Origin of the sequence: Ohtaekwangia koreensis (assembly GCF_900167975.1) — a bacterium.
In the GTDB taxonomy this organism is placed as follows: Bacteria; Bacteroidota; Bacteroidia; order Cytophagales; family Cyclobacteriaceae; genus Ohtaekwangia; species Ohtaekwangia koreensis.
In genome coordinates this window covers 495,023-517,290 of record NZ_FUZU01000001.1, presented here as the reverse complement: position 1 = coordinate 517,290, position 22,268 = coordinate 495,023, and the positions used below count along the sequence as shown (strand labels likewise).

General features: G+C 42.0%; 21 protein-coding genes. 7 read left to right on the top strand and 14 right to left on the bottom strand.

Features of this window, described 5'->3' with window-relative positions; genetic code table 11:
- Nucleotides 1-8 precede the first annotated feature (8 nt).
- Nucleotides 9-2,546 carry a circularly permuted type 2 ATP-grasp protein gene (locus B5Y40_RS02215; protein ID WP_079685073.1) on the top strand — a complete coding sequence of 846 codons (2,538 nt, stop codon included), beginning with the start codon at nucleotides 9-11 and terminating at the stop codon, nucleotides 2,544-2,546.
- Nucleotides 2,547-2,596: 50 nt separating this feature from the next.
- Entirely contained in the window at nucleotides 2,597-3,472 is an 876-nt protein-coding gene (locus B5Y40_RS02210) for a transglutaminase family protein (protein ID WP_079685072.1), read from the top strand.
- 143 nt (nucleotides 3,473-3,615) lie between these two features.
- Here the strand turns inward: B5Y40_RS02210 and recN are convergent, their stop codons facing one another.
- The 8 genes from recN to B5Y40_RS02170 all read right to left on the bottom strand — a co-directional run bounded on the left by recN (nucleotide 3,616) and on the right by B5Y40_RS02170 (nucleotide 11,470).
- On the bottom strand, nucleotides 3,616-5,268 hold the full coding sequence (gene recN / locus B5Y40_RS02205; RefSeq protein WP_079685071.1) for a DNA repair protein RecN: 1,653 nt from the start codon (nucleotides 5,266-5,268) through the stop codon (nucleotides 3,616-3,618).
- Complete coding sequence (locus B5Y40_RS02200) at nucleotides 5,268-5,492, bottom strand: hypothetical protein (protein ID WP_079685070.1); 225 nt, start codon at nucleotides 5,490-5,492, stop codon at nucleotides 5,268-5,270. The genes recN and B5Y40_RS02200 overlap by 1 nt, the downstream gene beginning before the upstream one ends.
- Before the next feature lie 95 nt (nucleotides 5,493-5,587).
- Complete coding sequence (gene porD / locus B5Y40_RS02195; protein WP_079685069.1) at nucleotides 5,588-6,487, bottom strand: type IX secretion system protein PorD; 900 nt, start codon at nucleotides 6,485-6,487, stop codon at nucleotides 5,588-5,590.
- The gene (gene coaBC / locus B5Y40_RS02190) at nucleotides 6,480-7,682 is read right to left on the bottom strand and encodes a bifunctional phosphopantothenoylcysteine decarboxylase/phosphopantothenate--cysteine ligase CoaBC (protein ID WP_079685068.1); all 1,203 of its coding nucleotides are present in this window, start codon (nucleotides 7,680-7,682) and stop codon (nucleotides 6,480-6,482) included. The genes porD and coaBC overlap by 8 nt, the downstream gene beginning before the upstream one ends.
- An 81-nt stretch (nucleotides 7,683-7,763) precedes the next feature.
- On the bottom strand, nucleotides 7,764-8,075 hold the full coding sequence (locus B5Y40_RS02185) for a DNA-directed RNA polymerase subunit omega (protein ID WP_079685067.1): 312 nt from the start codon (nucleotides 8,073-8,075) through the stop codon (nucleotides 7,764-7,766).
- A gap of 4 nt (nucleotides 8,076-8,079) precedes the next feature.
- Nucleotides 8,080-8,892 carry an outer membrane protein assembly factor BamD gene (locus B5Y40_RS02180; RefSeq protein WP_079685066.1) on the bottom strand — a complete coding sequence of 271 codons (813 nt, stop codon included), beginning with the start codon at nucleotides 8,890-8,892 and terminating at the stop codon, nucleotides 8,080-8,082.
- 142 nt (nucleotides 8,893-9,034) lie between these two features.
- Nucleotides 9,035-9,739 (bottom strand): T9SS type A sorting domain-containing protein, encoded by a 705-nt coding sequence (locus B5Y40_RS02175; RefSeq protein WP_079685065.1) that lies wholly within the window; start codon nucleotides 9,737-9,739, stop codon nucleotides 9,035-9,037.
- Nucleotides 9,740-9,829: 90 nt separating this feature from the next.
- Entirely contained in the window at nucleotides 9,830-11,470 is a 1,641-nt protein-coding gene (locus B5Y40_RS02170) for an OstA-like protein (RefSeq protein WP_079685064.1), read from the bottom strand.
- A 57-nt stretch (nucleotides 11,471-11,527) separates the two neighbouring features.
- On the opposite strand from B5Y40_RS02170, the gene tilS reads away from it, so the two are divergent.
- Together tilS and mdh are read left to right on the top strand one after the other, a co-directional pair.
- Nucleotides 11,528-12,853: a tRNA lysidine(34) synthetase TilS gene (gene tilS, locus B5Y40_RS02165; RefSeq protein WP_079685063.1), complete on the top strand. Its 1,326-nt coding sequence runs from the start codon at nucleotides 11,528-11,530 to the stop codon at nucleotides 12,851-12,853.
- 167 nt (nucleotides 12,854-13,020) lie between these two features.
- Nucleotides 13,021-13,950: a malate dehydrogenase gene (gene mdh, locus B5Y40_RS02160; protein WP_079685062.1), complete on the top strand. Its 930-nt coding sequence runs from the start codon at nucleotides 13,021-13,023 to the stop codon at nucleotides 13,948-13,950.
- Between the two features lie 83 nt (nucleotides 13,951-14,033).
- Here the strand turns inward: mdh and B5Y40_RS02155 are convergent, their stop codons facing one another.
- On the bottom strand, nucleotides 14,034-16,475 hold the full coding sequence (locus B5Y40_RS02155) for a YfhO family protein (protein ID WP_079685061.1): 2,442 nt from the start codon (nucleotides 16,473-16,475) through the stop codon (nucleotides 14,034-14,036).
- A 155-nt stretch (nucleotides 16,476-16,630) separates the two neighbouring features.
- Between B5Y40_RS02155 and B5Y40_RS02150 the strand changes: the two genes are divergently transcribed.
- A complete protein-coding gene (locus tag B5Y40_RS02150; RefSeq protein ID WP_079685060.1) occupies nucleotides 16,631-16,984 on the top strand; it encodes a hypothetical protein in 354 nt (117 codons plus the stop codon).
- Here the strand turns inward: B5Y40_RS02150 and B5Y40_RS02145 are convergent.
- From B5Y40_RS02145 to moaA, 3 genes are read right to left on the bottom strand one after another with little or no spacing between them, the layout of a single operon-like run.
- Nucleotides 16,953-17,714, bottom strand: coding sequence for a sulfite exporter TauE/SafE family protein (locus B5Y40_RS02145; protein ID WP_079685059.1), 762 nt, complete (start codon nucleotides 17,712-17,714; stop codon nucleotides 16,953-16,955). The genes B5Y40_RS02150 and B5Y40_RS02145 overlap by 32 nt on opposite strands.
- 5 nt (nucleotides 17,715-17,719) lie before the next feature.
- Nucleotides 17,720-18,235, bottom strand: coding sequence for a molybdopterin-binding protein (locus B5Y40_RS02140; protein ID WP_079685058.1), 516 nt, complete (start codon nucleotides 18,233-18,235; stop codon nucleotides 17,720-17,722).
- 45 nt (nucleotides 18,236-18,280) lie between these two features.
- The gene (gene moaA / locus B5Y40_RS02135) at nucleotides 18,281-19,267 is read right to left on the bottom strand and encodes a GTP 3',8-cyclase MoaA (protein ID WP_394333184.1); all 987 of its coding nucleotides are present in this window, start codon (nucleotides 19,265-19,267) and stop codon (nucleotides 18,281-18,283) included.
- Between the two features lie 170 nt (nucleotides 19,268-19,437).
- On the opposite strand from moaA, the gene B5Y40_RS02125 reads away from it, so the two are divergent.
- Both B5Y40_RS02125 and B5Y40_RS02120 read left to right on the top strand, forming a co-directional pair.
- On the top strand, nucleotides 19,438-19,680 hold the full coding sequence (locus B5Y40_RS02125; RefSeq protein WP_079685055.1) for a MoaD/ThiS family protein: 243 nt from the start codon (nucleotides 19,438-19,440) through the stop codon (nucleotides 19,678-19,680).
- 89 nt (nucleotides 19,681-19,769) lie between these two features.
- Nucleotides 19,770-20,198, top strand: a complete 429-nt coding sequence (locus B5Y40_RS02120) for a molybdenum cofactor biosynthesis protein MoaE (protein WP_079687053.1) — start codon at nucleotides 19,770-19,772, stop codon at nucleotides 20,196-20,198.
- 706 nt (nucleotides 20,199-20,904) lie between these two features.
- Here B5Y40_RS02120 and mobA read toward each other — a convergent pair.
- A complete protein-coding gene (gene mobA, locus B5Y40_RS02115; RefSeq protein ID WP_079685054.1) occupies nucleotides 20,905-21,483 on the bottom strand; it encodes a molybdenum cofactor guanylyltransferase in 579 nt (192 codons plus the stop codon).
- Nucleotides 21,476-22,267, bottom strand: coding sequence for an ion transporter (locus B5Y40_RS02110; RefSeq protein WP_079685053.1), 792 nt, complete (start codon nucleotides 22,265-22,267; stop codon nucleotides 21,476-21,478). The genes mobA and B5Y40_RS02110 overlap by 8 nt, the downstream gene beginning before the upstream one ends.
- Between the last annotated feature and the right edge of the window lies 1 nt (nucleotide 22,268).

Sequence of the window (22,268 nt, the reverse complement as noted above, 5' to 3'; positions counted from 1 at the left end):
TAACCTGAATGGATAGTACTAACTTAAACGCATTGAAGGGCTCGCTCTCACAGGATTATTTTTCGAACCAGATTTTCCAGGACGAATGCTTCGCCTTGAATGGTGATGTGAAAGAACATTGGAAACGTCTGCTTACCAACGTTGAACACCTTACATCAGAAGAATTAAAAAATCGTCAGCAGGAATTATTAAAGCTGCTGGAAGAAAACGGTGTTACCTATAATGTATACGGTGACCCGGATGGATTGAATCGCCCTTGGTTGCTTGATACTTTACCGTTACTGATAGCAGGAGCCGAATGGAAAATATTAGAGAGAGGAATGAAGCAACGGGTAACGGTGCTAAACATGTTGCTCGAGGATTTATACGGCGAGAAGCGATTGTTGAAAGAAGGTATAATTCCTCCTGAACTGATATACTCTCATTCCGGATTTCTCCGCGCATGCGATAACATTAAGCTTCCTGGTAAAAATCAACTCATACTTTATGCAGCTGATCTTTCACGTGGCCCCAATGATAAAGTATGGGTGTTGCGCGATCGCACACAAGCTCCTTCGGGTATGGGCTATGCACTTGAAAACCGGAGTGCACTAAACCGTGTGATTCCTGAACTATTCAAAGATCACAACGTAAATAAACTCGGAGGATTCTTTAACTCCATGATGCAGGCATTTTTAAAAATTGCTCCGCATGGGAAAGAACAGCCGCGCATTGTTGTACTCACGCCAGGCCCGCACAACGAAACCTATTTCGAACATGCTATACTTGCATCATACCTCGGCTTTACATTAGCGCAAGGTGATGACTTGATTGTGCGTAATGGTTTCGTGTGGATTAAAACAGTAGAGGGTCTTGAGAAAGTTGATATCATTTTGCGCAGAGTTGATGACAGTTTTTGCGATCCACTCGAGTTGCGTGAAGATTCTCAATTGGGAATTCCAGGGCTGCTGGAAGTGATCCGAAAAGGAAATGTAGCAGTAGCCAATCCATTGGGAAGTAGTATACTTGAGAACACGGGACTGTTGGCCTTCATGCACAACGTCTTTCAATACTTCCTGAAAGAAGATCCTATATTTCCAATGGTTGCTACCTGGTGGTGCGGACAGAAAAAGGAAATGGATTATGTTATCGACAACATCGATTCACTCGTAATAAAAAAGATTGATCGCATGACAGGTTCTGATACCTGGATTGGACATCAACTTTCAAAAGGAAAAAAAGAAGAATTGATTCGAAAGATAAAGTTTCAGCCTTCTCTCTATGCAGGCCAGGAAGCTGTTAATCTTTCTACATCTCCTGTATTTACAAAAGGGAAACTTGAACCACGCTATACCGTGATGCGTACTTTCCTGGTGGCATCTGAAGGAAGCTATGAGATGATGCCCGGTGGATTAACACGTTGCTCTCCTGAAAAAGGAAGTCTCATTGTTTCAAATCAGGAAGGTGGTATATCTAAAGACACATGGATTGAAGTTCATGCAAAGAACACAGATCTTACACTTCTCCGAAATCCTGATTTCAGAAGAAAGGCCGTGCTTCCAAGTCGCGCAGCCGAAAATCTTTTTTGGGTTGGACGATATTCACAACGGGTAATCCGTACGTCACGATTCATTCGTATAGTACTCCGAAATCTAAGTCAGACAAACGATCAGGATTCGGATGCCATGAAGGCATTACTAAAAACCGTAGCGCACATCACCGGCACGCAGGATCTGCTCGATAAGGAAAATACTGAAGACAGTCTCTTCGAACAACTTCACGATGTGATCTGCCACCCGGCAACCAATGGAAGTATATTATCTACTGTAAACAGTTTGCTTCGGGCTATGTATGCAGTGCGTGATAAGTGGACAGTTGATAACTGGCGCATCATTGATGACATTGAAAATGTTAAGCGAAGACTGGCTTTACTGGAGCCCGAAAATATTCGTCATGTGTTCCCTTTGCTGGACCAGCTGAATCTCGGATTGCTTTCTTTCCTGGAGATGAATCGCCAGAGTATGTATCGCGATGAAGGATGGAGCATGAACCGTATCGGGCAATTGCTGGAAGAGATCTCGCTTGAAGTACTGCAATACAAGACGTTGCTTACGCCTCGTTTTGACGAGAGTTCAGAGTCACAGATATTGGAAGCGTTGCTGGTAAGCAACCTGGGGCTATCAAACTATAGATCGACCTATCGTACTTATTTTGATACAGCGCCTGCTTTGGACTTGTTGTTCATCAACAAACAAAATCCAATCTCTATACTTTCACAGCTTGAGCAACTCATGAAATATATAGATCAGCTGCCTAAACGCGATAACGTCAGCCGCAGCAGCGAGATCGCTACGCTTGCTTTTGAATGCTATAGTAAAGTCAGGCTTATTAATGTAGACAAACTGATTGAAGCGGATAAAAACTCAGGGATGCGTGAAGAGCTATATACTTTGTGCGATCAATTGAGTAATCAGATTGCTACGCTCTCATTAAAATTGAGCGCTACTTATTTCAGCCACTCAGTATACTATAAACAGGGTGTGGATGAATCACCTTTTGAAGTTTGACAAAGCTTACGACTTAGAGCAGAACGTTAGAACAAAATTGATACAGGAAAATGAAGTATAGGATACGGCATTATACGGAGTACACTTATGAGGAGACGGTAAGCACCTGTTTTAACAGGCTTTGCCTTACGCCTCTTTCGATACCACAGCATCAGTGTATCATGAATGATATTAATATCGTTCCGGCTCCTGATGAAATGTCGCAGCGTACAGATTTTTTTGGTAATACGCTTACGTTTATATCCATCTACAAAGAGCATAAACGCTTAAAGATAAATTCAACGAGCGTTGTTGATATTGAGAATCGTATCAACGCAGAACTTGCTTTTAGCTCTACCGTGTTGTGGAAGGATGTACATTCTTTATTGTCTGGTGTGAACGATGCTTATGAAATTATACAATACACACTTCCCTCGCATCACGTTCCGGTCAGCGATATAATCCGTAAATATGCTGCCGATTGTTTTACAGAAGATGCCACACTCTGGAGTGTCTGCAATACGCTCATGCAAAAGATATATACTACTATTGAATTCAAACCTGGTTTCACTACGGTGAACACTCCGGTAGAAACGGTAGTAAAATTACGCAAGGGTGTTTGTCAGGACTTTGCGCACTTGATGATTGCCTGCTTGCGGAATATGGGACTGCCTGCGCGGTATGTCAGCGGGTATATAGAAACATTGCCTCCTCCGGGTAAAGAACGCATGGTGGGAGCTGACGCTTCGCATGCATGGGTGTCGGTATATTTCCCTTCGATAGGGTGGGTGGAGTTTGATCCTACAAATTGTTTGTTGCCAACCTATAAACATATCACGACTGCCTTTGGTCGCGATTACCAGGATGTTGCGCCTATCAAGGGTATCGTTTTCAGCTCCGGGCAACAAAAACTTTCTGTGAAGGTGGATGTGGAGCGAATTAAATAGTATGCATACTTGGAGACCTGCTCTAAGTATATGGTAATGTAATCGATTTTATTCCAGCAGACTTACGCAGATTGACGCAGATTTTAAATGCTTGATATTTCTCTTTGAGAAATATATTACTGGGGAAGCTTTCACAGTATATATTATGTTGTGAGTAACTCCTGTGCATTTTGAAGCGCGATCTTGGACGGTTTTTCGCCTCCAATCATTTTAGCAATTTCTTCTACGCGTTCTTCTTTTTTCAATTCACGGATGCTGCTGATGGTTTTTGCTGCTGAGTTATCTTTGTATACAAAGTAATGCGCATCGCCTTTAGCGGCCACTTGTGGTAAATGACTGATGGCAATCAGCTGATGTGTCTTCGACATGGTTTTCATCAGGTTGCCAAGCTTGATGGCTACTTCACCGGATACACCGCTATCGATCTCATCTAAAATCAACGTCGGCATCGCTGTCTTTTCGGCCATTACATATTTGATGCAAAACATCAGGCGCGAAAATTCACCGCCGGATGCCACCTGCGCAAGCGGACGCGGTGCTATACCTTTATTGGCACTAAAGAGTATATCTATTTTATCTATACCTGTATGCGATGGTTCCGTATTCTGAACATCAATCTGCAAGGTGGCATTGGGTATACCTACTTCCTGCAAAAGTTTTACAAGCTGACTACTTAGTGGCTTCAGCGTTTTCTTTCGGGTATCGCTGATCTTCGTAGCAAGTATGCGCACCTTTTTATCAGCAGCACCATATATATCTTTCGCCTTAGCCAATGCTTCGTCTACATTGGAGGTAATGTTATCTTTTTCACGCAGGTTTTCCTGGATCACCAATAATTCCGTTAAGTCTGCAGCACGATGTTTTTTCAGTAAGCGATATAGCACGCTCAAGCGTTCTTTCACAAACTCAGATCGTTCGGGATCAAACTCTATTCCTTCCTCCTCATTTTCAATCTCACTTAACAAATCATCCATCTCAATGACCAGACTTTCAATGCGCTGAAAGAGGCTGGTATATTTATCCGCATAAGAAGATATACTTTGCAAATGACCACGCGCTTCGCTGAGACTGCTTCGCGATGCATATTCGGATCGGGACAATAAATCCAGCACACTTTGGAAACGACTTTTTATTTCTTCCGCGTGCTCCATGATTTTTAACTCTGATTCGAGCGCTTCCTGTTCATGGGCTTCAAAGTTTGCCTTTGTGAGTTCATCCAGTTGAAAGCGAATATAGTCTCCTTCCTGTCGCAATGTTTCTGCTTCGGACGTCAGCGTCTCGTAGCTTTTTTTCGCTTTTAGATATTCGCTCCAGTGTTCTGCATATTGTTCGAGTAGTGATTGATTCTCGGCATACGCATCAATCAACTTTAGCTGGAATGTTTGATTGCCCAGCAATAGCGTTTCATGTTGAGAGTGAATATCCATCAGCAAACTACCGACACGTTTCATCACCTCGAGTGTAACTGGTGTATCATTGATGAATGCACGCGACTTTCCACCGGGACTGATCTCTCTTCGAATCACTGTATTGTCATCGTAGTCGAGATCTTCCGATTTGAAAAATGATTTTAGTTTATAGTCCTTAATATTGAAAATTCCTTCTGTTACACATTTCTCATTTTCATCCCACAAAACTTTTGTTTCGGCGCGGTTGCCCATTAGCAATCCGATAGCTCCGAGCATAATAGATTTACCGGCTCCGGTTTCACCGGTGATCACGTTGAGATGAGCAGAGGGCTCCAGCTCCAGGTGGCGGATCAATGCATAGTTCTTAATGGTAAGATGCTTCAACATCAGGCGTTCGTATCAAAATAAACTTCAGCAATTTTATCAAATGTGTATGAAACATTCTTCATCCTCATGTTCTTTAAAACAATTTTTGATTCATCTGCTTTTTCCAGCACTCCAAACATCGCGGTATTGTCGGTTAACACAATGCTGATGGTTTTACCTACAAATTCCTGAATTCGTTTTCGTATCTGAACAGAATCGTTAAGACGAAGTTGCCTTGTACCCATGGGGCTAAGATAGTAATGAAATTTTAAGTTCGACTTGACTTCTCTGCGAATGAAAATGAATATACTTCTAAAGGCTAACCGGTTTTGACCGAACGTTAATTTTGAATTATTTTTTCGTAGTTCGCCCGGTTCGAGGATGGATCTATAGCTTTGATTATATCATACGCCTCTCGCCTGACCTGTATACTTCCGGATGAAAAAATATTGGCAAGCTCTTTTCCTTTGGCGTCAAAGAAGCTGACAATGATCACTGCTGTGGGATTAATATCGCGGACTTTTTTAATATCCTTCAATCCTTTCAAAATTACTTCACGGCTTTTATCTGCGTCTTTGTCAAATGTATCGAGACCTTGGCGGTGATATGCATAGAAAGCTTTTCTCAAGTCTGTCATTTGTGGATTATTGAAGTTCTCTACGATCCAATAACGACTGCGATTATTTTGCATGGATTGCCATCCCGGACGATTAGATTGTTGTGCATTGTTTACAACCTGCAATGCCCTTTGGAAATATGGTGTGCCTCCAAGCTCCGTGAACGAATCATAATCCACACCTATAATCATGTAGGCATATAGTGCCAGCATCGAAGTGAGGTTTGTGGTATAGGTGTTGTCATTATACTCCAACGGCAATGATTCGGTATACTCGAATTCCCAATCACGATCGGCAAAATTAAATACCAGTGTAGAGTAGTTCGTGTTATATACTGGTCGCGCGGATTGAATCTGAACGGATGCAGCAAAACTACCCACCGAAGGCATCCGCGTGATGGTGATGAGCATGTTGCAATTGATCTTCTCGTAGTTCTTGTATGAATCGTTCGTCCACTTGCGTGAATTCATAAACTGCTCGATCGCAGTTTTCATATCCCGAAAAATTGTGCGCTCTGTAGTTTGGATCTGCGTAGCATTGATCGACACAGTACAATTGAGTTCCTGCGCCCTTGATGCAAGGGAGATAAAAACGAAACCAACAAAAAGGATTCTTTTAATCATGCAGTTTTTCAATAATGGCTTTTACGATATCGCGTGCTACTTCTTTTTTATTCTTCAATTCAAATGACCTTACGTTTTGAGATCGGTCCATGATCGTGATTTTATTCGTGTCATGTCCGAAGCCGGCACCTTTATCGTTCAACGAATTTAAGACTATCAGATCAAAATTCTTCTTCTCAAGCTTCGTGAGTGCATTGGTCTGTTCATTTTCTGTTTCCAATGCAAAGCCGACAATCACCTGACCATTGTGTTTCATCTTTCCGAGGGATGCCGCTATATCATGAGTCTTGGTAAGCTCGATGGTAAGATTTGTATCCTTCTTTTTTATTTTCTGATCAGCAACTTCTACAGGACGATAGTCTGCTACTGCTGCTGCCAGCACTGTAATATCAGTTGTCGGGAATAGTGAAGCACAAGATGTATACATTTCCTCTGCGGATGTTACGTGTATAACGTTCACCTGCGGATGATTTATATATTGTTGTGTAGGACCTGTTACTAAACTTACGCTGGCTCCCTGGTCTGCCAACTCCTCTGCAAGAGAAAAACCCATTTTGCCGCTGGAGTGATTTCCAATAAAACGAACCGGATCAATAGCTTCGTAAGTGGGCCCCGCTGTTACGAGTACTTTTTTGCCTTGCAGCGCTTTTTCAGCATCGAAATGCTTTTCAAGTACTGAAACAATTTCCTCCGGCTCAGCCATTCTTCCATTGCCGGTAAGGCCGCTGGCTAATTCACCATACCCCGCATCGATAAGTATATTACCGAAGCTTTTAAGTTTTTGAAAATTTGCTTTCGTTGCCGGATGTTGAAGCATATCAAGATCCATTGCAGGAGCAAAATATACCGGGCAGCGTGTGGAGAGATAAACGGCTATTAAAAGATTATCACATAAGCCATTCGCCATTTTTGCAACGGTGTTGGCACTGGCCGGAGCGATGATCATGACATCAGCCCATAACCCCAGGTCAACATGATTGTTCCATTGACCGGTCTCATCTTTTACAAAATCGGTAAGAACCGGATTTTTGGAAAGTGTTGAGAGCGTGAGAGGAGTAATAAAGTCTGCTGCCGAAGAAGTCATAACCACTTTTACAGTGGCGCCAGCTTTTACAAGAAGTCGTGTAAGCACAGCCGATTTATAGGCGGCAATGCTTCCGGTTACACCCAGTAAAATCTTTTTATCTCGGAGCATACCTGGTGCTATTTCGTTACTTGTTATCCGTTAATCGCAACAAGAAAATTGATAACGATTAACGAATAACAGATAACGCTACTAAGCGATTTCTTCGTTGCGCATACGGAAATTCAGTTCGCCATCCTGAAACTCTTCAATCGCAGTGTTTGTAGGTTTTGGCATCCGCTCATAGAACTTTGATATCTCGATCTGTTCGCGGTTTTCAAAAACTTCTTCCAGGTTATCTACCGTAGTAGCAAACTCTGCTAATTTATTATTGAGTTCTTCTTTCAGGTTCACTGCAATCTGGCGTGCACGCCTGGAGATTACCACCACTGATTCATATAGATTTCCAGTCTGTGATGCTATCTTATCAACATCGCGGGTAATTATAGATGATTGAGCTGCCATATACTTATGTATTAGTGTTTTTTACTTTGTTTAACTTCTCCATACTTTCCGCATACATTTTTTCTGCGTCCTTCAAGAATTTGCTCTGCGGATATTGGTCTACAAATTCCTTATAGTGTTCTACTACCGCCTTATAGCGATCTATTTGTTTCGAGTAGATGCTTTGCTGCGCCAGCTTGTACTCGGCTGATACTACCAGGTAGGCAGCCTCTTCAATATACTTCGAGTCAGGAAAGTTATTCTTAAAATTATTCAACGCTACAATGGCGGCTTTATAGCTACGCATCTTATAGTATTGATAAGCGTTATCGAATCCCTTCTTTTCAAGTTTTGCCTGTGTGGTAAAGATCACTTCTATAGCTTGCTCTCTGAACTTGCTATTTGGATAGCGGTTCAAAAATTCCTGCATCGCAGCCATGGCATTGATGCTGTTGGTTTGATCGAGATTTGGTTTAGGAGACGATGCATACTGCGAATATGCAAACATGTATCGTGCTTCTTCCGCCAGCGTGCTTCGTCCGTAGGTTTCATAAAAGGTTTTGAATTGCTCGGAAGCCAATAGATAAAGCTTATCGTAGAACTGGCAATACGCAAGGTAAAACTGAACCTTCTCACCTTCAGGCAAGCCGCGGACAATCGGTAAAATCTGTTCGAACAATACGGAAGCCTTGTAATAATCCTTCTTATTATAATAATTCAGCGCTCCTTCGTACTTCACACGCCAATCCTGGCTTTTTTCAATCCTTCTGAATTTACTGCACGATGCACCTGCAAGCAGGATTAAAATTAAAAAGAATGAAACTGATTGATTCCGCATAAGCCCGCAAATATAATATAAGAGTTTAGAACTGAAAAACGCTGTTTTTACGGAAATAGGATGTGGGCAATGAATAAAAAGTTCTTTTTAAATGAGAATGTGAACTCCCAGGCAAAAAGTGCCTGTTTAAGCACCTTAATGATTATTTTTTTACGATGAGTTTGCGGGTCATAACACCTTCGTTGTCGAGATAGAGGGTGTAAAAATAAATACCGGCATTGAGATCTTCCACGCGGATACGAACGCGGCTTTCAGAAGATGGGAGCGGATAATCGCCAACGGAATTTCCCAAAAGGTTGTGCATGATGATCTTCGCCTTCACCTGCTCATTCAGGATCTTGTATTCAACAAAAGCGTAATCTGTTACAGGGTTCGGGTATACATCGTGAAGATTAATAAATCTGGAAGAGTAAAGACTTTGCTTTTCAGGTTTTTCGGTCACCGTAAAGTTTACGGTAAACTCCATCGCCTGGGTTGGATTCGATTTGCTATAAACAACATACCGAACGTTACTTTCACCTGAAACCAAACCTGCTTCCAACGCCACTTGAAAACTGCTGATGGTTTGTCCGGCATCAACTTTTAATATATAGTCTTCTGTCTTTTGATCAAGGCAGTTGTTGTCGAGACAAAAAAAGTTCTTCTGGGTGCTTCCGATCTGGCCGTCAACTTTACGAATGATGAGCGTGACGGTTTTATCTGATGTATTTTTAAAACGAACAGGAGCTTTGATAGTCTCCCCGATCAGTCCATGATGCGTCTCCTGCAAGCCGATAATCTCAAAACCCTGACCGAAAGATACCCGGCACAGGGTTGTGACAATCACCAACAACAAAAGTTTTCTCATAGAGACAGCATATTCTACAAAAGTTAAACTTTTTCATGGATTGTCATAATAGAACGAAATGTTTTTCGTTCAGCGAGCCAATAATTTATATCACAAACGTTTACGATCGGATGAAGGGCCAGGGTTGCTGATCACCGGAGACTTTACAACATCCTCTCGTTTAGGTTTTTCTTTTCCACGCCATACAAACCCTTTCAGTTTTGTGTCTTCTACCTTAAGCTCGTGTGGCGGAATAAAACTGGCTTCCGGTTTAACATAGAAACTCATGTTGTTAACCTTTCCTTCTTTAAACCGAATAGTGATGTTACTACAGATAATTTTATTCATCCCCATCGCCTTGTTTGTCTTTTCGTCCAGGGCGAAGTATACACTCTCACCGTTCCCCTCTACCACTACGTGATCTATTTTTTTGTTTCTGAAGAACGTGGTCATCTTTCTTCCTTTCACCTGGTTAAAGTTGATGAGTGTATCTTGTGATACCACGAAAGAATTAGCTACCATAAATATGCGGTCGATGGTGTTATTCTTGATCAACATCCGAATCGAGTCTGCAGTCATTTGATTGTCTTGCGACCAAAGTATAGGATCTTTATAGAAATATATAGTCGAATCCATTGAACGATACTCCAGAGAGTCTGCCAACCCCTGCATATCTTTTTTATAAATCTTTACATTGTTATAGGCGAGCAACCGCTTTTTACTAGGGTCAGGACTATCAATAGAAACCAGCGTATCGGCTGATATAAAAAGCGTATCGTTATTCTCTGTTACTTTCGCTATATAAGCATTGTCGTATACTTTCGCGATTCCCTGACTCTTAAAGTAATCCGCTGATTGTCCATAGATGATCAGGTTTTCTTTTTTATAGGTCATTACTACATTCCTCCGGAAAAGGTATTTCTTCCGAATGTCATCAAGCTTATAGTCTTCTGCATCGAGTTTATAGTCTTGCGTCTCCGCTGATCCCAGCTTTAAATCAGATTGCTTGGAGGTTGTTTGATAGAACCCGTTCTCGTATACAAATATACTGCTGTCTTTATCGACAACCGTTGTAGGCGTTACGAAGTAGATGATCTTCGATCGTGAATTATACTGAAGACTATCAGCCGTCATTGTATAGTCTGGATTTTTCACATGCACATTTCGCTTGAACGAAGCCAGGTTTGAGTTTACATTATAGTATCCTTTGTTACTGGTAAGTACATTTATGCTATCGACAAGCCTTCCGTTATTAAAATAGTTAGCAATGTTTGTATTGCGATCGAAGTCAAGGAAGTCAGTGTATAGGGTAGCCGTTGCAAGCTTGGTAAATACTACATTTGATCGGAGCTTAGCCTTTTTCGTATTGCCATCGTATTCCAGTTTACGGCCGGTAATGGTTACGGAATCTCCCTCCAATATTTTCACACGACCATAAGCCTCCACATAATTTCGCTTCTTAAAGAAGTAAGCAGAATCGCAGTAAATAGTAGTTTGATTTTGCGTAAGGATCACATTCCCGATCAATCGATCAAAGCGTTCCTCTCCCTGTCTTCCACCTCTTAATTGATCAGCCTGTTTCAGCTTGACCTTCTTTTGAGCAACAGCCGGTATAGCTCCTGCCGTTAAAATTATCATCAGCAAAAAAAACAACAACGAATAACCATTGCCCACGATCTTCCCTCCTGCTCCAAGCTTTCCGCTTTCTGCTTTTTGCTTTCCGGCTTTTATATTAAATCGTATACTATCCATAATTCAGGTGCAAGCTACAAATCGTAAATCTAAAATCGTAAATCGATACATTTGGGCGTGATAGAGCAATTTCTGAACCATATTGAACAGCATAAGCTTTGCAAACCAACTGACCGGGTACTGCTGGCGGTAAGCGGTGGCATAGACTCTATGATAATGGTACATTTATTTCACCGTGCTGGCTTCTCCATCGCGATAGCACATTGTAATTTTCAGCTGCGAGGTGCCGATTCTGATGGTGACGAAGATTTTGTGAAAGCAACTGCACGTCAGTTAAATATACCTTGCTTCGTCAACCGGTTTGAAACAGCACAGTATGCGGAAGTGAGCAAGCTTTCTACACAAATGGCTGCACGCGAACTGCGCTATACCTGGTTTGAAAAACTTCTTGCTGAACATGCATTTGATTTCCTCGCAACAGCACATCATCTGAATGATTCACTTGAAACAGTTCTGTTGAACTGGGTGCACGGTGCGTCTCTCGAAGGATTCACGGGTATACCTGTACAGCATGGTAAAATTATCCGGCCGATGTTGTTTGCCACGCGTGATACTATAGAACAATATGCACAGCAGAATACAATTGCCTGGCGTGAAGATATCAGTAATCAAACTGATGACTACCAACGCAACTTCATTCGTCATCGTATTATTCCTGCCTTGAAAGAAATTAATCCTTCGCTGGAAAGCACCGTACAACGTGGCTTCTCAAAAGCACAGGGTGAAATCTTTTTGATCAATGATGCATTTGATACATGGAGAGAGAAGTATACCCATACATCTGAAAGAAGAATAACGATACAAAAAAATTACTTTTCAGGATTGCCACATGAAGCATCTATACTCTGGAAATTCTTAAAGACGTATGGATTTAATCATGATGTATGTACTGATATTATTGAATCGTTACCCGGCCAATCCGGCAAACGGTTTTTATCTTCTTCGTATCAGCTTGTTATCGATCGCGAACTTCTCATCGTGACACCGTCTGTTGATTTCGTGAATGATGTCTATATAGAGAAAGACCAACATCAGGCTCAACTCGATTCGTGGCAGATGGATATCTATACACCTGCTACGATATTAAAATCAACAGACCCGCTCGAGGCCACGCTGGATGCAGATAGTATTGAATTCCCTTTAGTGTGGAGAAAATGGAAAGCAGGTGATGCATTCTTTCCGCTTGGAATGAGTCATCGTAAAAAGGTTAGTGATTTTTTAATCGACCAGAAAATCTCTGTAGCCGATAAAGATTCAGTAACGGTATTGGAGTCGCAGGGAGAAATTATCTGGATTGTCGGGTACAGAATTGATAACCGGTTTAAACTAACTGACACGACCAGCCGAACATTAACGTTCAAGGTATCTTCACATTTTCGGTAATATCTTTTTTTTTGACAGGTAGTATCCTAAATTGGTGCCTGGCAGCGTTTGAACTATATTCCTGCTGAAAACAAAAAGGTGCAGATTTTAAAGTTTATACCATCTTGCTCAAGTTTATCCAGTGGGTCCACTGAGATTAATATACAAACCCATAAATCATTATTCTTATGAAAGTAACAGTAGTTGGCGCTGGTAATGTAGGCGCCACATGTGCCGATGTATTGGCCTATCGCGAGGTGGCCAACGAAATCGTGCTCGTTGATATTAAAGAAGGTCTTGCTGAAGGAAAGGCTTTGGACATTTGGCAGAAAGCTCCGATCGACTTGTACGACAGCCGTACAATTGGTGCTACCAATGATTATTCAAAGTCTGCAAACTCGGATGTTGTCGTAATTACTTCGGGTCTTCCGCGTAAACCTGGTATGAGCCGTGATGATCTTATCGGAACCAACGCTGGCATTGTGAAGTCAGTTACTGAGAATGTTATCAAGTATTCACCTGAAGCGATCATTATAGTAGTATCCAACCCGTTGGATGTAATGACATACCAGGCACATTTAACTTCGAAGCTTCCACGCACGAAAGTATTTGGTATGGCCGGTATACTGGATACTGCACGTTACCGCGCATTTCTTGCGGAAGCATTAAATATATCTCCGAAAGATATACAGGCTATGTTACTCGGTGGCCATGGCGATACGATGGTGCCACTTCCACGCTATACAACCGTTGCTGGTATACCTGTAACAGAGTTGATCGATAAAGACAAATTGAACGCTATCCTTGAAAGAACAAAAGTAGGAGGTGGTGAATTGGTGAAGCTGATGGGAACTTCTGCATGGTATGCACCGGGGTCTGCTGCTGCACAAATGGTAGAAGCTATTGTGAAAGATCAGCGCAGAGTATTCCCGGTATGTATCCGTTTGGATGGTGAGTACGGTATCAAAGATTGCTACCTCGGAGTACCGGTAGTACTTGGGAAAAATGGTATCGAAAAAGTTATTGAACTTGACCTCAATCCGGAAGAAAGAATACTCCTTGAATCAAGCCGCAAGGCGGTGAGAGAGGTGATGGACGTACTTGAGAATCTTGCCTGATCAACAGTCAAACTATTGATAAATAAAAAATGCCAGGTATACCTGGCATTTTTTATGCAATATCATCAGATATATAGCTGAATCTATTCGCCTTCTTTTTTCACACTCCATACTACTGCCCCAACAAGCGTTACGAGCATCAGCCAGGAAGAGATCATCGTGATTTTGTTTCCGGTATAATAAGCCGCAGGTTCAAATTTAAATTCAATGGTATGTTTACCTGCCGGCACTTGCAGTGCACGCAATATATAGTCCGCGCAAATGATCGATGTTTCTTTTCCATCAATAAAAGCTTTCCAGCCTTTCGGATAATATAGTTCTGAAAATATAGCCAGACCGTTTTCGGCTGACTGGCTTTCATACTTTTTATAGTTTGGATTATAATCCGTAAGCTGGATAGTGGCGGCAGTGTCGCCTTTTACTGGTTCCACTTTAAACTTCGAAGCATCTACAACAGCCGTGGTACGCGTATTCACACCACAAGTCTTCTGGATTTCTTCAGTCGGTGAGTTTACAGTGACTACTTCATTCACAAACCATGCGTTGCCATTAGCAGAAGGATTCGGAATGATATTCGTACGATCCGGGCCGAACACTATATATTTCACATTCAGCATGTTCATAACGCTGTACTGCGTGAAATCAGCTTTACCGGCTTGCACATCACGTATAAAGGCATTGGTCTCGCGGAAAAGACATGTATCATACATATCCTGGTATCTGCGCATTTTCACTCCGTGATATCCACCAATCGAATTATGGAAATATGAAGTGCGTGCTTCTTCAAATGTACCCTGGAGATTATATACCCTGTAGTAGGATTTATCTTTGAGAATCTCCTGATCAGCGGCAGTCATGGCAAAGAGTGTACTCTCACGCTTACGCTGAAACTTCTCTTTCGGGAAGAACCGTTTATCAACAATTGAAAGATCAAGTGTGATCATCAGGATCAGGAATGCATAGAATGCTATCGGTGTTAACTTCTTCCACACCTCAAAGTATATCACAACAAACGCTGCTATAATAAAACCTAGTGCGCGAAACACATCGCTGCGAAATAAACCCTTTCGATCATCCGCCAGCGCACCCGTAAACCATGACGGCAACTGGCTTTCATCAGGCGTCATAAAGCTCATCATGCTACCAAACAATAATAGCACTACGCACAGCCCTCCCGTTGCGCCAAACACGATCAGCAATTTCTTTTTCGCTGCTTTGTCCACTCCGGTTTCGAAAAGTTTTTCAAGACCCAACATTCCCAACAAGGGCAATGCGAACAGCGGCATAATCATCATAAAAGTTACCGACCTGAATTTGTTATAGGCAGGCAGGTAATCAAACAGAAAATAATTGAATGACTTAAAGCTATCACCCCAGCTGGTCACAATTCCGAAGATGACTACAGGGATTAACCACCAAACATATTTTTTATCCGCGAAAGCGATTCCCAATACAAACAGAAAAAATATAATGGCACCTCCATAGTAAGGAGCGTTGAGCGGATTAATGCCCCAGTACGCCGATGTAAATTGAGCAAGCTGATTGGCTGTCTGCTGATCACCTGAGCGTGACAATGCATTATAGACTTCACTCTTGGGATCTTGCACCAGGTAGTTTGAGCTGCTGCCTCCATAGAAATTAGGAATGAGCAACGTCATCGGCTCAAGTATACCATAGCTATAGCGGAAAGCATACTCTTTATCGAGACCGCTATCGCCTTCTTTCTTCACACTGGTAGTTAATTGTGCTTTACCACGAATGGAGTACTCGCTATATTCAGTCACCGCCCACATCGGGCCTACAAAAGAACCTACAGCAATAACCGCTGCTGCTACGAGTATACCAATCGTTTTAAAAAAGTCGACTGTTCTCTTCTCTTTTACAAACTCGATGAGACGAACGAGTCCATACACCAGTACGATGAACAGCAAATAGTATGTAATCTGTAAGTGATTTTCTTTCAATTGAAGCGCTAGCCCTGCCGTTGTAACTCCGAATCCCAGGATCTTTTTACCAGAGAAAGCCAGGTGAATACCAGCCATCACCAACGGCATAAAAGCGATTGCTCCTATGCGGGCATTATGACCTGCGCCCAGGCCGATGAGCATATAGGATGAAAGCCCAAACGCAATGGCACCACCAATGGCGAGGTACGGTCGCACACGAAAGGCCAGCAACATAATATAGTAACAGATAAACGCGAGGAAAATATTCGATATCGGGTGAGGCAATGAAAGTGACAAGGCACGTTTCAAAAAGCTCACAGGTCCGTTGCTCCAATGTGTATTGATCAGGTATGCCGGCATACCGCTGAACATAGCATCTGCCCATAATCCTTCTTCGCCTGTCTTGTCGCGATAGTCACGAAGTGCTTTGGATGAACCCTCCCACTGCTGAATATCGTATTGGCTGATGGTTTTACTATCGAAGAACACCGGGCTGAAAAAGAAAACGGTTACAACCAGGAAGACGCCAACAGCTACAAGATGCGGAAGTACCTGTGTGGTGAAATTGATTTTTTTCATGCGTTGAATTTGAGACGTTACGTTGTGAGGTTCAGACATTCAATTACATCGCGCCAGTCTTCCGCTCACTTCTTACTTTAGTCGTGCAAAATAGGAAGGATTGTGGATACTCCCGAATGAATCTTTACTTTGCAGGATCATCAAATTATTTCTCTATGGATTTACAGAGCACCATTCTCGAAGTGTTACAGAAGATTGTAAGCGTTATACCAAGCTTGGCCGTACTCGCTGCCACCCTATATTATATTTCAAAACGCTCTGCGGCAGAAGGATACCTGATGGCCATTGGCGCACTCATTGGTTTGTTGACGCATTTATTTTACGTTGTAGGGATTCCGCTGCTTACCCGGGATGGTGTGGACTCGTATGCTGCATATCAGCCCTATCTTATCCCCATAGCAATTCTCAGCACGCTTGGAGCAATGGCCTTTGCGATAGGTTTATTTATGTTGATTCATAAAGTGGTAACCACGTCTGTTACCAATACCAATGGTCCTTCAGGATATTGATGGCGGCTATCAACATTAACACTGCCGTGATGCGTTTGATATAGATGGGATTGAACTTACTCGCCCCGAGTCGTGAGCCGATCTGACCGCCTAGAAAAACGGCCGCGAGCAGTGGAAGTATATATTGCCACGACAACGCGGGAAGTCCGCGTTGAAATTGTCCGGCAAGACCACTGATTGAGTTCACAAGTATAAACAAGCTTGCGAGTGCTGATATTTTTTTAGCATCCGACCAGCGGAGAAAATGAAGTACGGGGGAAAGAAAGATACCGCCTCCTATACCTACCAATCCTGACAGAAAACCGATGCCTCCACCCAGCGCTATATTTGTTGGCGTTGTGTTATACTTTCCGGAGGAAGCATTTATTTTTTCGGGCTGGATCCAGAGAAGAATAGAGGCCATAAGTAAAGCAACTCCCAACAGGATAAAGAACACGTTGTCTTCCAGCTTCCAGAAACCACCGAGGTATGCCGCAGGCACACTTGCTACCAGGAATGGCCATACTTCTTTCCAGACAATTTTTTCTTCGCGATAAAAGATAATCGTACCGCTGGTAACAACGATGATATTACAAAGGAGCGCAGTAGGACGAATTACTTCCGGAAGCAGCATGAACATGGGCTGCGCGAGCAGTGCGAGATAGCTTGAGCCTCCACCAAAACCAACAGAAGCATAGATAAGCGCAATCAGAAAAAAACTTGCAATGAGAATGATCTGTATTGAATCCATGTGCACTACTCTGCTCTGCGTACGATGATGGATTGAAGATTTTTAACATAGCGCCTGCCCGTGCGAATATCTTGCGTGGCAATCATTACTATATTTTCATCCAGTTTCTCCAGGGGTTGATTATCCTTTGAGGTAAGGATATATACTGAATTCCCGATAGACGTATTAAACAGTTCATTCCAGGAGTATATAACTTTATATCCATCGGATGCTATACATGTAAAATAGTATTCACTCAGCACTTTGGGATTCTCTGCATCCAGTTCAACACCCTGCAGAAAATCTTTTAGTAAAACGCCAGTCAGGTCTTTGGCTGTTCCCTTTACATCGCCTTTGTGATTGGTGATCACAACATCACCCAGGTTATATAGTTTAAACTTCTTGAGTTCTTCGAATGACACAGTCTTCGGTGATTTTACACGTCCGCTTATACTGATAGATGAAGTTGGCTTCAGAACCTCTTGCGCAACCGCAGAAGCAAGCACTACACTCAGAAAAACCGTGAGCCAAATACGGAACATAAGCAATTATAGTTTCGATTATCTTGAATGATGGCAAGATATATATTATCCTCCTATAGTAGACATAGACTCGTGAACGGGAAGATGATCGCTTCGTTTTTTCTCTGCCTCAAAACCATCTTTGACACGATGACGAAACGCGTGAAGCAATTTCTCTTTTATAGCTTCATCTTCCAGGCTTGATCTCAACAGCGTTTTTATATCCAGCACGCCATCATCATATAGACAAGTCTTCAATACGCCCTGCGCGGTTACACGGATGCGGTTACAGGTTCCACAAAATGTACGGCTAAATGCCGCAATTACTCCTATACTTCCCTGATAACCAGGTATACTATAATTATAGGATGTTGAATAATCAGGATCAGGAATTTTATGCAGTGCCGGATAATGTTCCTGTATATATGAAATGATTTTTTTATAGGTCCACGTGAGTGAAGTGTAATGATTTCCTTCACCGTTAAAAGGCATCTCTTCAATAAAACGAACGTCCACTTTATTATTCCGTGTAAGCTCAATCAACGGTATAATATCATCGATATTCTTTCCATCCATTACTACAGCGTTGATCTTTACCGGGATTTCATTTTCCAACAACAGATTCAACGTCTTCATCACCGGCTCGAATTCATCACGTCTTGTAATCGCTTTGAAGCGCTGCTTGTCCACAGTATCCAGACTAAGGTTTACCGATGCTATACCAATCTTTTTTAGCTCCGGTATAAACGTTGACGTTAGCACACCGTTGGTGGTAAGATGCAGGTCTTTAATTCCGGGAATCTCAACGATAGAGCGAATAAGCTTCATCAGGTCTGTCCGAACAAATGGCTCGCCACCCGTTAATCGCACTTTGGAAATCCCCATCGTAGCAAGCATGGAGACAAGCCTATAGATCTCTTCGAAGGTGAGTAATTCTTTCTTGGGCAGATAATGTATACCTTCTTCAGGCATACAATAAAAACAACGCAGGTTACAGCGATCCGTGACTGCAAGACGAAGGTAATTGATGGGCCTGTTATGGTTATCGAACAAATTCAAGTCTCAGATCGTTACGTAGTTTTAGTTGAAGCAGATCACAAAATACAAACAAAATACAAACTCTGTCGGCTAAAAATTCACGCTTCCGTGGAAAGACTTTAAATTTGTGTTTTGCATTCGAAATTTGCTGCATATTTATCTTATCAATTTGAAAACTAAAACGCATGAATACGTTCAGGGTTAAAGCATTCGGTGTTACGAAAGACATCCTTGGTGGGAAGGAAACCGTAGTTGAGGCATCGGGAAAAACAGTAGCCGATTTACGCTCTGCACTTACAGAAAAATATCCGAAGCTTGTAGGATTGCGTTCGTTGTTTATAGCGGTTAATAACAGCTATGCAGACGACACCGCTTTGTTACAGGAAAGTGATGAGATCGCATTGATCCCACCCGTGAGTGGTGGTTGAGCGATCCAAGCTTTGTATTTGATATTCTTGCTATAATTGGCTACCTTAATTACTCCTTCACAATAATGTTCAACCAACCTTTAGAGAACATGATTAAAATCACCGAGAAACCAATTGACGTTCAAAAAGTCATCGAGACAGCTTCGAGCTTGAATGCCGGAGCTGTTAATGTTTTTGTAGGTACGGTGCGTAACAATGCACATGGAAAAAATGTAGTCTGGTTGGAGTATGAAGCATACGAAACCATGGCGGTTGGCGAGATCAGAAAAATTATAGACGATGCCTCGCATCGATGGCCCTTGTTAGGATGGGCCGTAAGCCATCGCATTGGTACATTAAAACCTGGTGAAGTGGCAGTAGCTGTAGCCGTATCAACACCACACCGCAGAGAATCTTTTGATGCCTGCGAGTATATTATGGATACTCTGAAAGAGAAAGTACCGATCTGGAAAAAAGAAGTATTTGAAGATGGAGAAGAGTGGATCTCTGCCCGACCGGAAGTAGCGGTAAATTCATAAGCTAAATCTGAAATAAAAAAACAAAGGAGGCCAACGTGTTGGTCTCCTTTTATTTTTATCCGATTAACATCACAGCAGCTGAAACTAAAAGTATAGCTGCCACCAGGCTTGCGATTAACACAATAATCAAATCACGATGTATACGATTAGTGTGCGGTTTAGCGATTGGTTTCATTTACCAATAAGATTTGGTATAAAACTAAAGCGCATTACGGATTAAAAATTTGGGAAAGATGTGTTTATGGGAACATGTAATAAATCTGTATAGAAATTTTTCTTTTAACACGTGCAGCGCGCTAAAATCCCACGATTAGGTGATAGCAGCCCAATTGCAGATTTACACAATGCTTTCGGTTGTTAAAAAATAAAATATACCGGAAAAATACGGTATAGATGTATAATTATTTTGAAATCGGTGGTTGATTCTGAGGCTTTTAGAAGTATATCGAAAGAACACCTCATTTGTATATTTCAATGGTTACGCTCTCCGAAAATCGTACAGATATAGTTTCAATCAACTTTCTGAAAGTATTATGAGTACCCCTAAAGTGCGTAAGATTCTATTCAGACCGTTACTTTTCGCCACAGCGTTATACGAATTTCATCAAATGAATGTAACAATGCTGCACAAGGCAACAGTCCTCCTTATAGAATCCACTAAAGTTTCAAGGCTTTTACCTTCGTTTTGCTTGTACTTTTTTGCTTTTCATTTCCTGTCATTTCTATTTTGAAAAGCGCGAAGGTCTTCCGGAGTATTGATGTTTTTATGAATGCGTTCGTCTGGAGATTTCAATAGGAGAATGTCGTTTTGCTTTAAGAAATTACGACAACTTATACCTCCGTTCTTATAGTATTCGAGCAGGTGTGGAGATGCTTTTGATTCCCATACTGCTAGCAACGGCTCAGGGTTTTCTCCATCGGAATCATAAAAACAAACAGCATCTTTTGTTATATCACGATGGGCTATCAGGTATTCAATGGTAGCTTCATCAACATACGGCATGTCTACGGGCACTGTAATCCAGGCAACGCTGTCATTCATTGCAAACGCAGATAGAATTCCATTCATAGGCCCCTCTAATTCAAACCGATCCTCCAATGGATTAAGATCAACTGGTATAGCGCTGTTCTTTTTACACGAAATATATACTTCATCACAAAACTTCTTCAGCAAGCCTGCTATATATTCACGTTGTGGCTTGCCGTTGAAATCAATAAGCCCTTTGTCTTGTCCCATCCGCGAACTTTTTCCGCCCGCCAATACCAGTCCATATATACTACTCATGAATTTCCTTTCCGCAATGCGGACATTTTTTTACTTCTTTCGATTTATCAACATGAAGCAGCTCAAAAAAACCAGACGACAAAATACCTGCGGGAAGCGCAAGTAGTCCAACACCTGCTATAGCGAATAATCCGCCGAGAAACTTTCCAAGCGCTGTTATGGGCACCATGTCTCCATAACCCACGGTTGTAATAGTTGCTATACCCCACCACATCGTGGCTGGTATACTACTGAATTTATCGGGTTGCGCATCATGCTCCGCATAAAACATAATGAACGAAATGATAGTCAACACAAAAAGTATAAACAGGAAACTAAGTACGAGTTGTTCTTTACGATCGGTCAAAACCCGTTTGAATATTTTCAATGCATGCAAGTAGCGCGCAATCTTGAAAAGCCTGAAGAGCGACATCAATCTGAATATCCGCAGGAATCGCAAGTCTATAAATACAAAATAGAAAGGGAGGAACGCCAGCAAGTCTATAATTGCCATCGGCTGACGCATGTATTTCAATCGCCCTTTTACAGGCTCACTATATTCAGGATTTTCAACGATGGAATATATACGTGCTATATATTCCAGGGTAAAAAATATAATGGTAAAGAATTCAAACTTAACAAACAGAGCATCATGCTTGCTGCGAAGCTCTGCCACCGAATCGAGGATAACAGCAAATATGTTCAGGATGATAATGCTGATCAGGAAGAATTCAAAGATGCGCTCCAAAACACCACCTTTCTCGGTCGGCTCCAGCGTTAGGTAAAGTCTTCTGCGAATGGTCATG

What these genes read in the sequence shown, in the direction of transcription:
- B5Y40_RS02170 (WP_079685064.1), bottom strand. Translation starts at nt 11,470, where the DNA reads ATGGATAGTATACGATTTAATATAAAAGCCGGAAAGCAAAAAGCAGAA.
- B5Y40_RS02145 (WP_079685059.1), bottom strand. Translation starts at nt 17,714, where the DNA reads ATGGATTCAATACAGATCATTCTCATTGCAAGTTTTTTTCTGATTGCG.
- coaBC (WP_079685068.1), bottom strand. Translation starts at nt 7,682, where the DNA reads ATGCTCCGAGATAAAAAGATTTTACTGGGTGTAACCGGAAGCATTGCC.
- B5Y40_RS02140 (WP_079685058.1), bottom strand. Translation starts at nt 18,235, where the DNA reads ATGTTCCGTATTTGGCTCACGGTTTTTCTGAGTGTAGTGCTTGCTTCT.
- B5Y40_RS02210 (WP_079685072.1), top strand. Translation starts at nt 2,597, where the DNA reads ATGAAGTATAGGATACGGCATTATACGGAGTACACTTATGAGGAGACG.
- porD (WP_079685069.1), bottom strand. Translation starts at nt 6,487, where the DNA reads ATGATTAAAAGAATCCTTTTTGTTGGTTTCGTTTTTATCTCCCTTGCA.
- B5Y40_RS02180 (WP_079685066.1), bottom strand. Translation starts at nt 8,892, where the DNA reads ATGCGGAATCAATCAGTTTCATTCTTTTTAATTTTAATCCTGCTTGCA.
- B5Y40_RS02200 (WP_079685070.1), bottom strand. Translation starts at nt 5,492, where the DNA reads ATGGGTACAAGGCAACTTCGTCTTAACGATTCTGTTCAGATACGAAAA.
- recN (WP_079685071.1), bottom strand. Translation starts at nt 5,268, where the DNA reads ATGTTGAAGCATCTTACCATTAAGAACTATGCATTGATCCGCCACCTG.
- mdh (WP_079685062.1), top strand. Translation starts at nt 13,021, where the DNA reads ATGAAAGTAACAGTAGTTGGCGCTGGTAATGTAGGCGCCACATGTGCC.
- mobA (WP_079685054.1), bottom strand. Translation starts at nt 21,483, where the DNA reads ATGAGTAGTATATATGGACTGGTATTGGCGGGCGGAAAAAGTTCGCGG.
- B5Y40_RS02125 (WP_079685055.1), top strand. Translation starts at nt 19,438, where the DNA reads ATGAATACGTTCAGGGTTAAAGCATTCGGTGTTACGAAAGACATCCTT.
- B5Y40_RS02175 (WP_079685065.1), bottom strand. Translation starts at nt 9,739, where the DNA reads ATGAGAAAACTTTTGTTGTTGGTGATTGTCACAACCCTGTGCCGGGTA.
- B5Y40_RS02150 (WP_079685060.1), top strand. Translation starts at nt 16,631, where the DNA reads ATGGATTTACAGAGCACCATTCTCGAAGTGTTACAGAAGATTGTAAGC.
- B5Y40_RS02110 (WP_079685053.1), bottom strand. Translation starts at nt 22,267, where the DNA reads ATGACCATTCGCAGAAGACTTTACCTAACGCTGGAGCCGACCGAGAAA.
- B5Y40_RS02215 (WP_079685073.1), top strand. Translation starts at nt 9, where the DNA reads ATGGATAGTACTAACTTAAACGCATTGAAGGGCTCGCTCTCACAGGAT.
- B5Y40_RS02185 (WP_079685067.1), bottom strand. Translation starts at nt 8,075, where the DNA reads ATGGCAGCTCAATCATCTATAATTACCCGCGATGTTGATAAGATAGCA.
- B5Y40_RS02155 (WP_079685061.1), bottom strand. Translation starts at nt 16,475, where the DNA reads ATGAAAAAAATCAATTTCACCACACAGGTACTTCCGCATCTTGTAGCT.
- B5Y40_RS02120 (WP_079687053.1), top strand. Translation starts at nt 19,770, where the DNA reads ATGATTAAAATCACCGAGAAACCAATTGACGTTCAAAAAGTCATCGAG.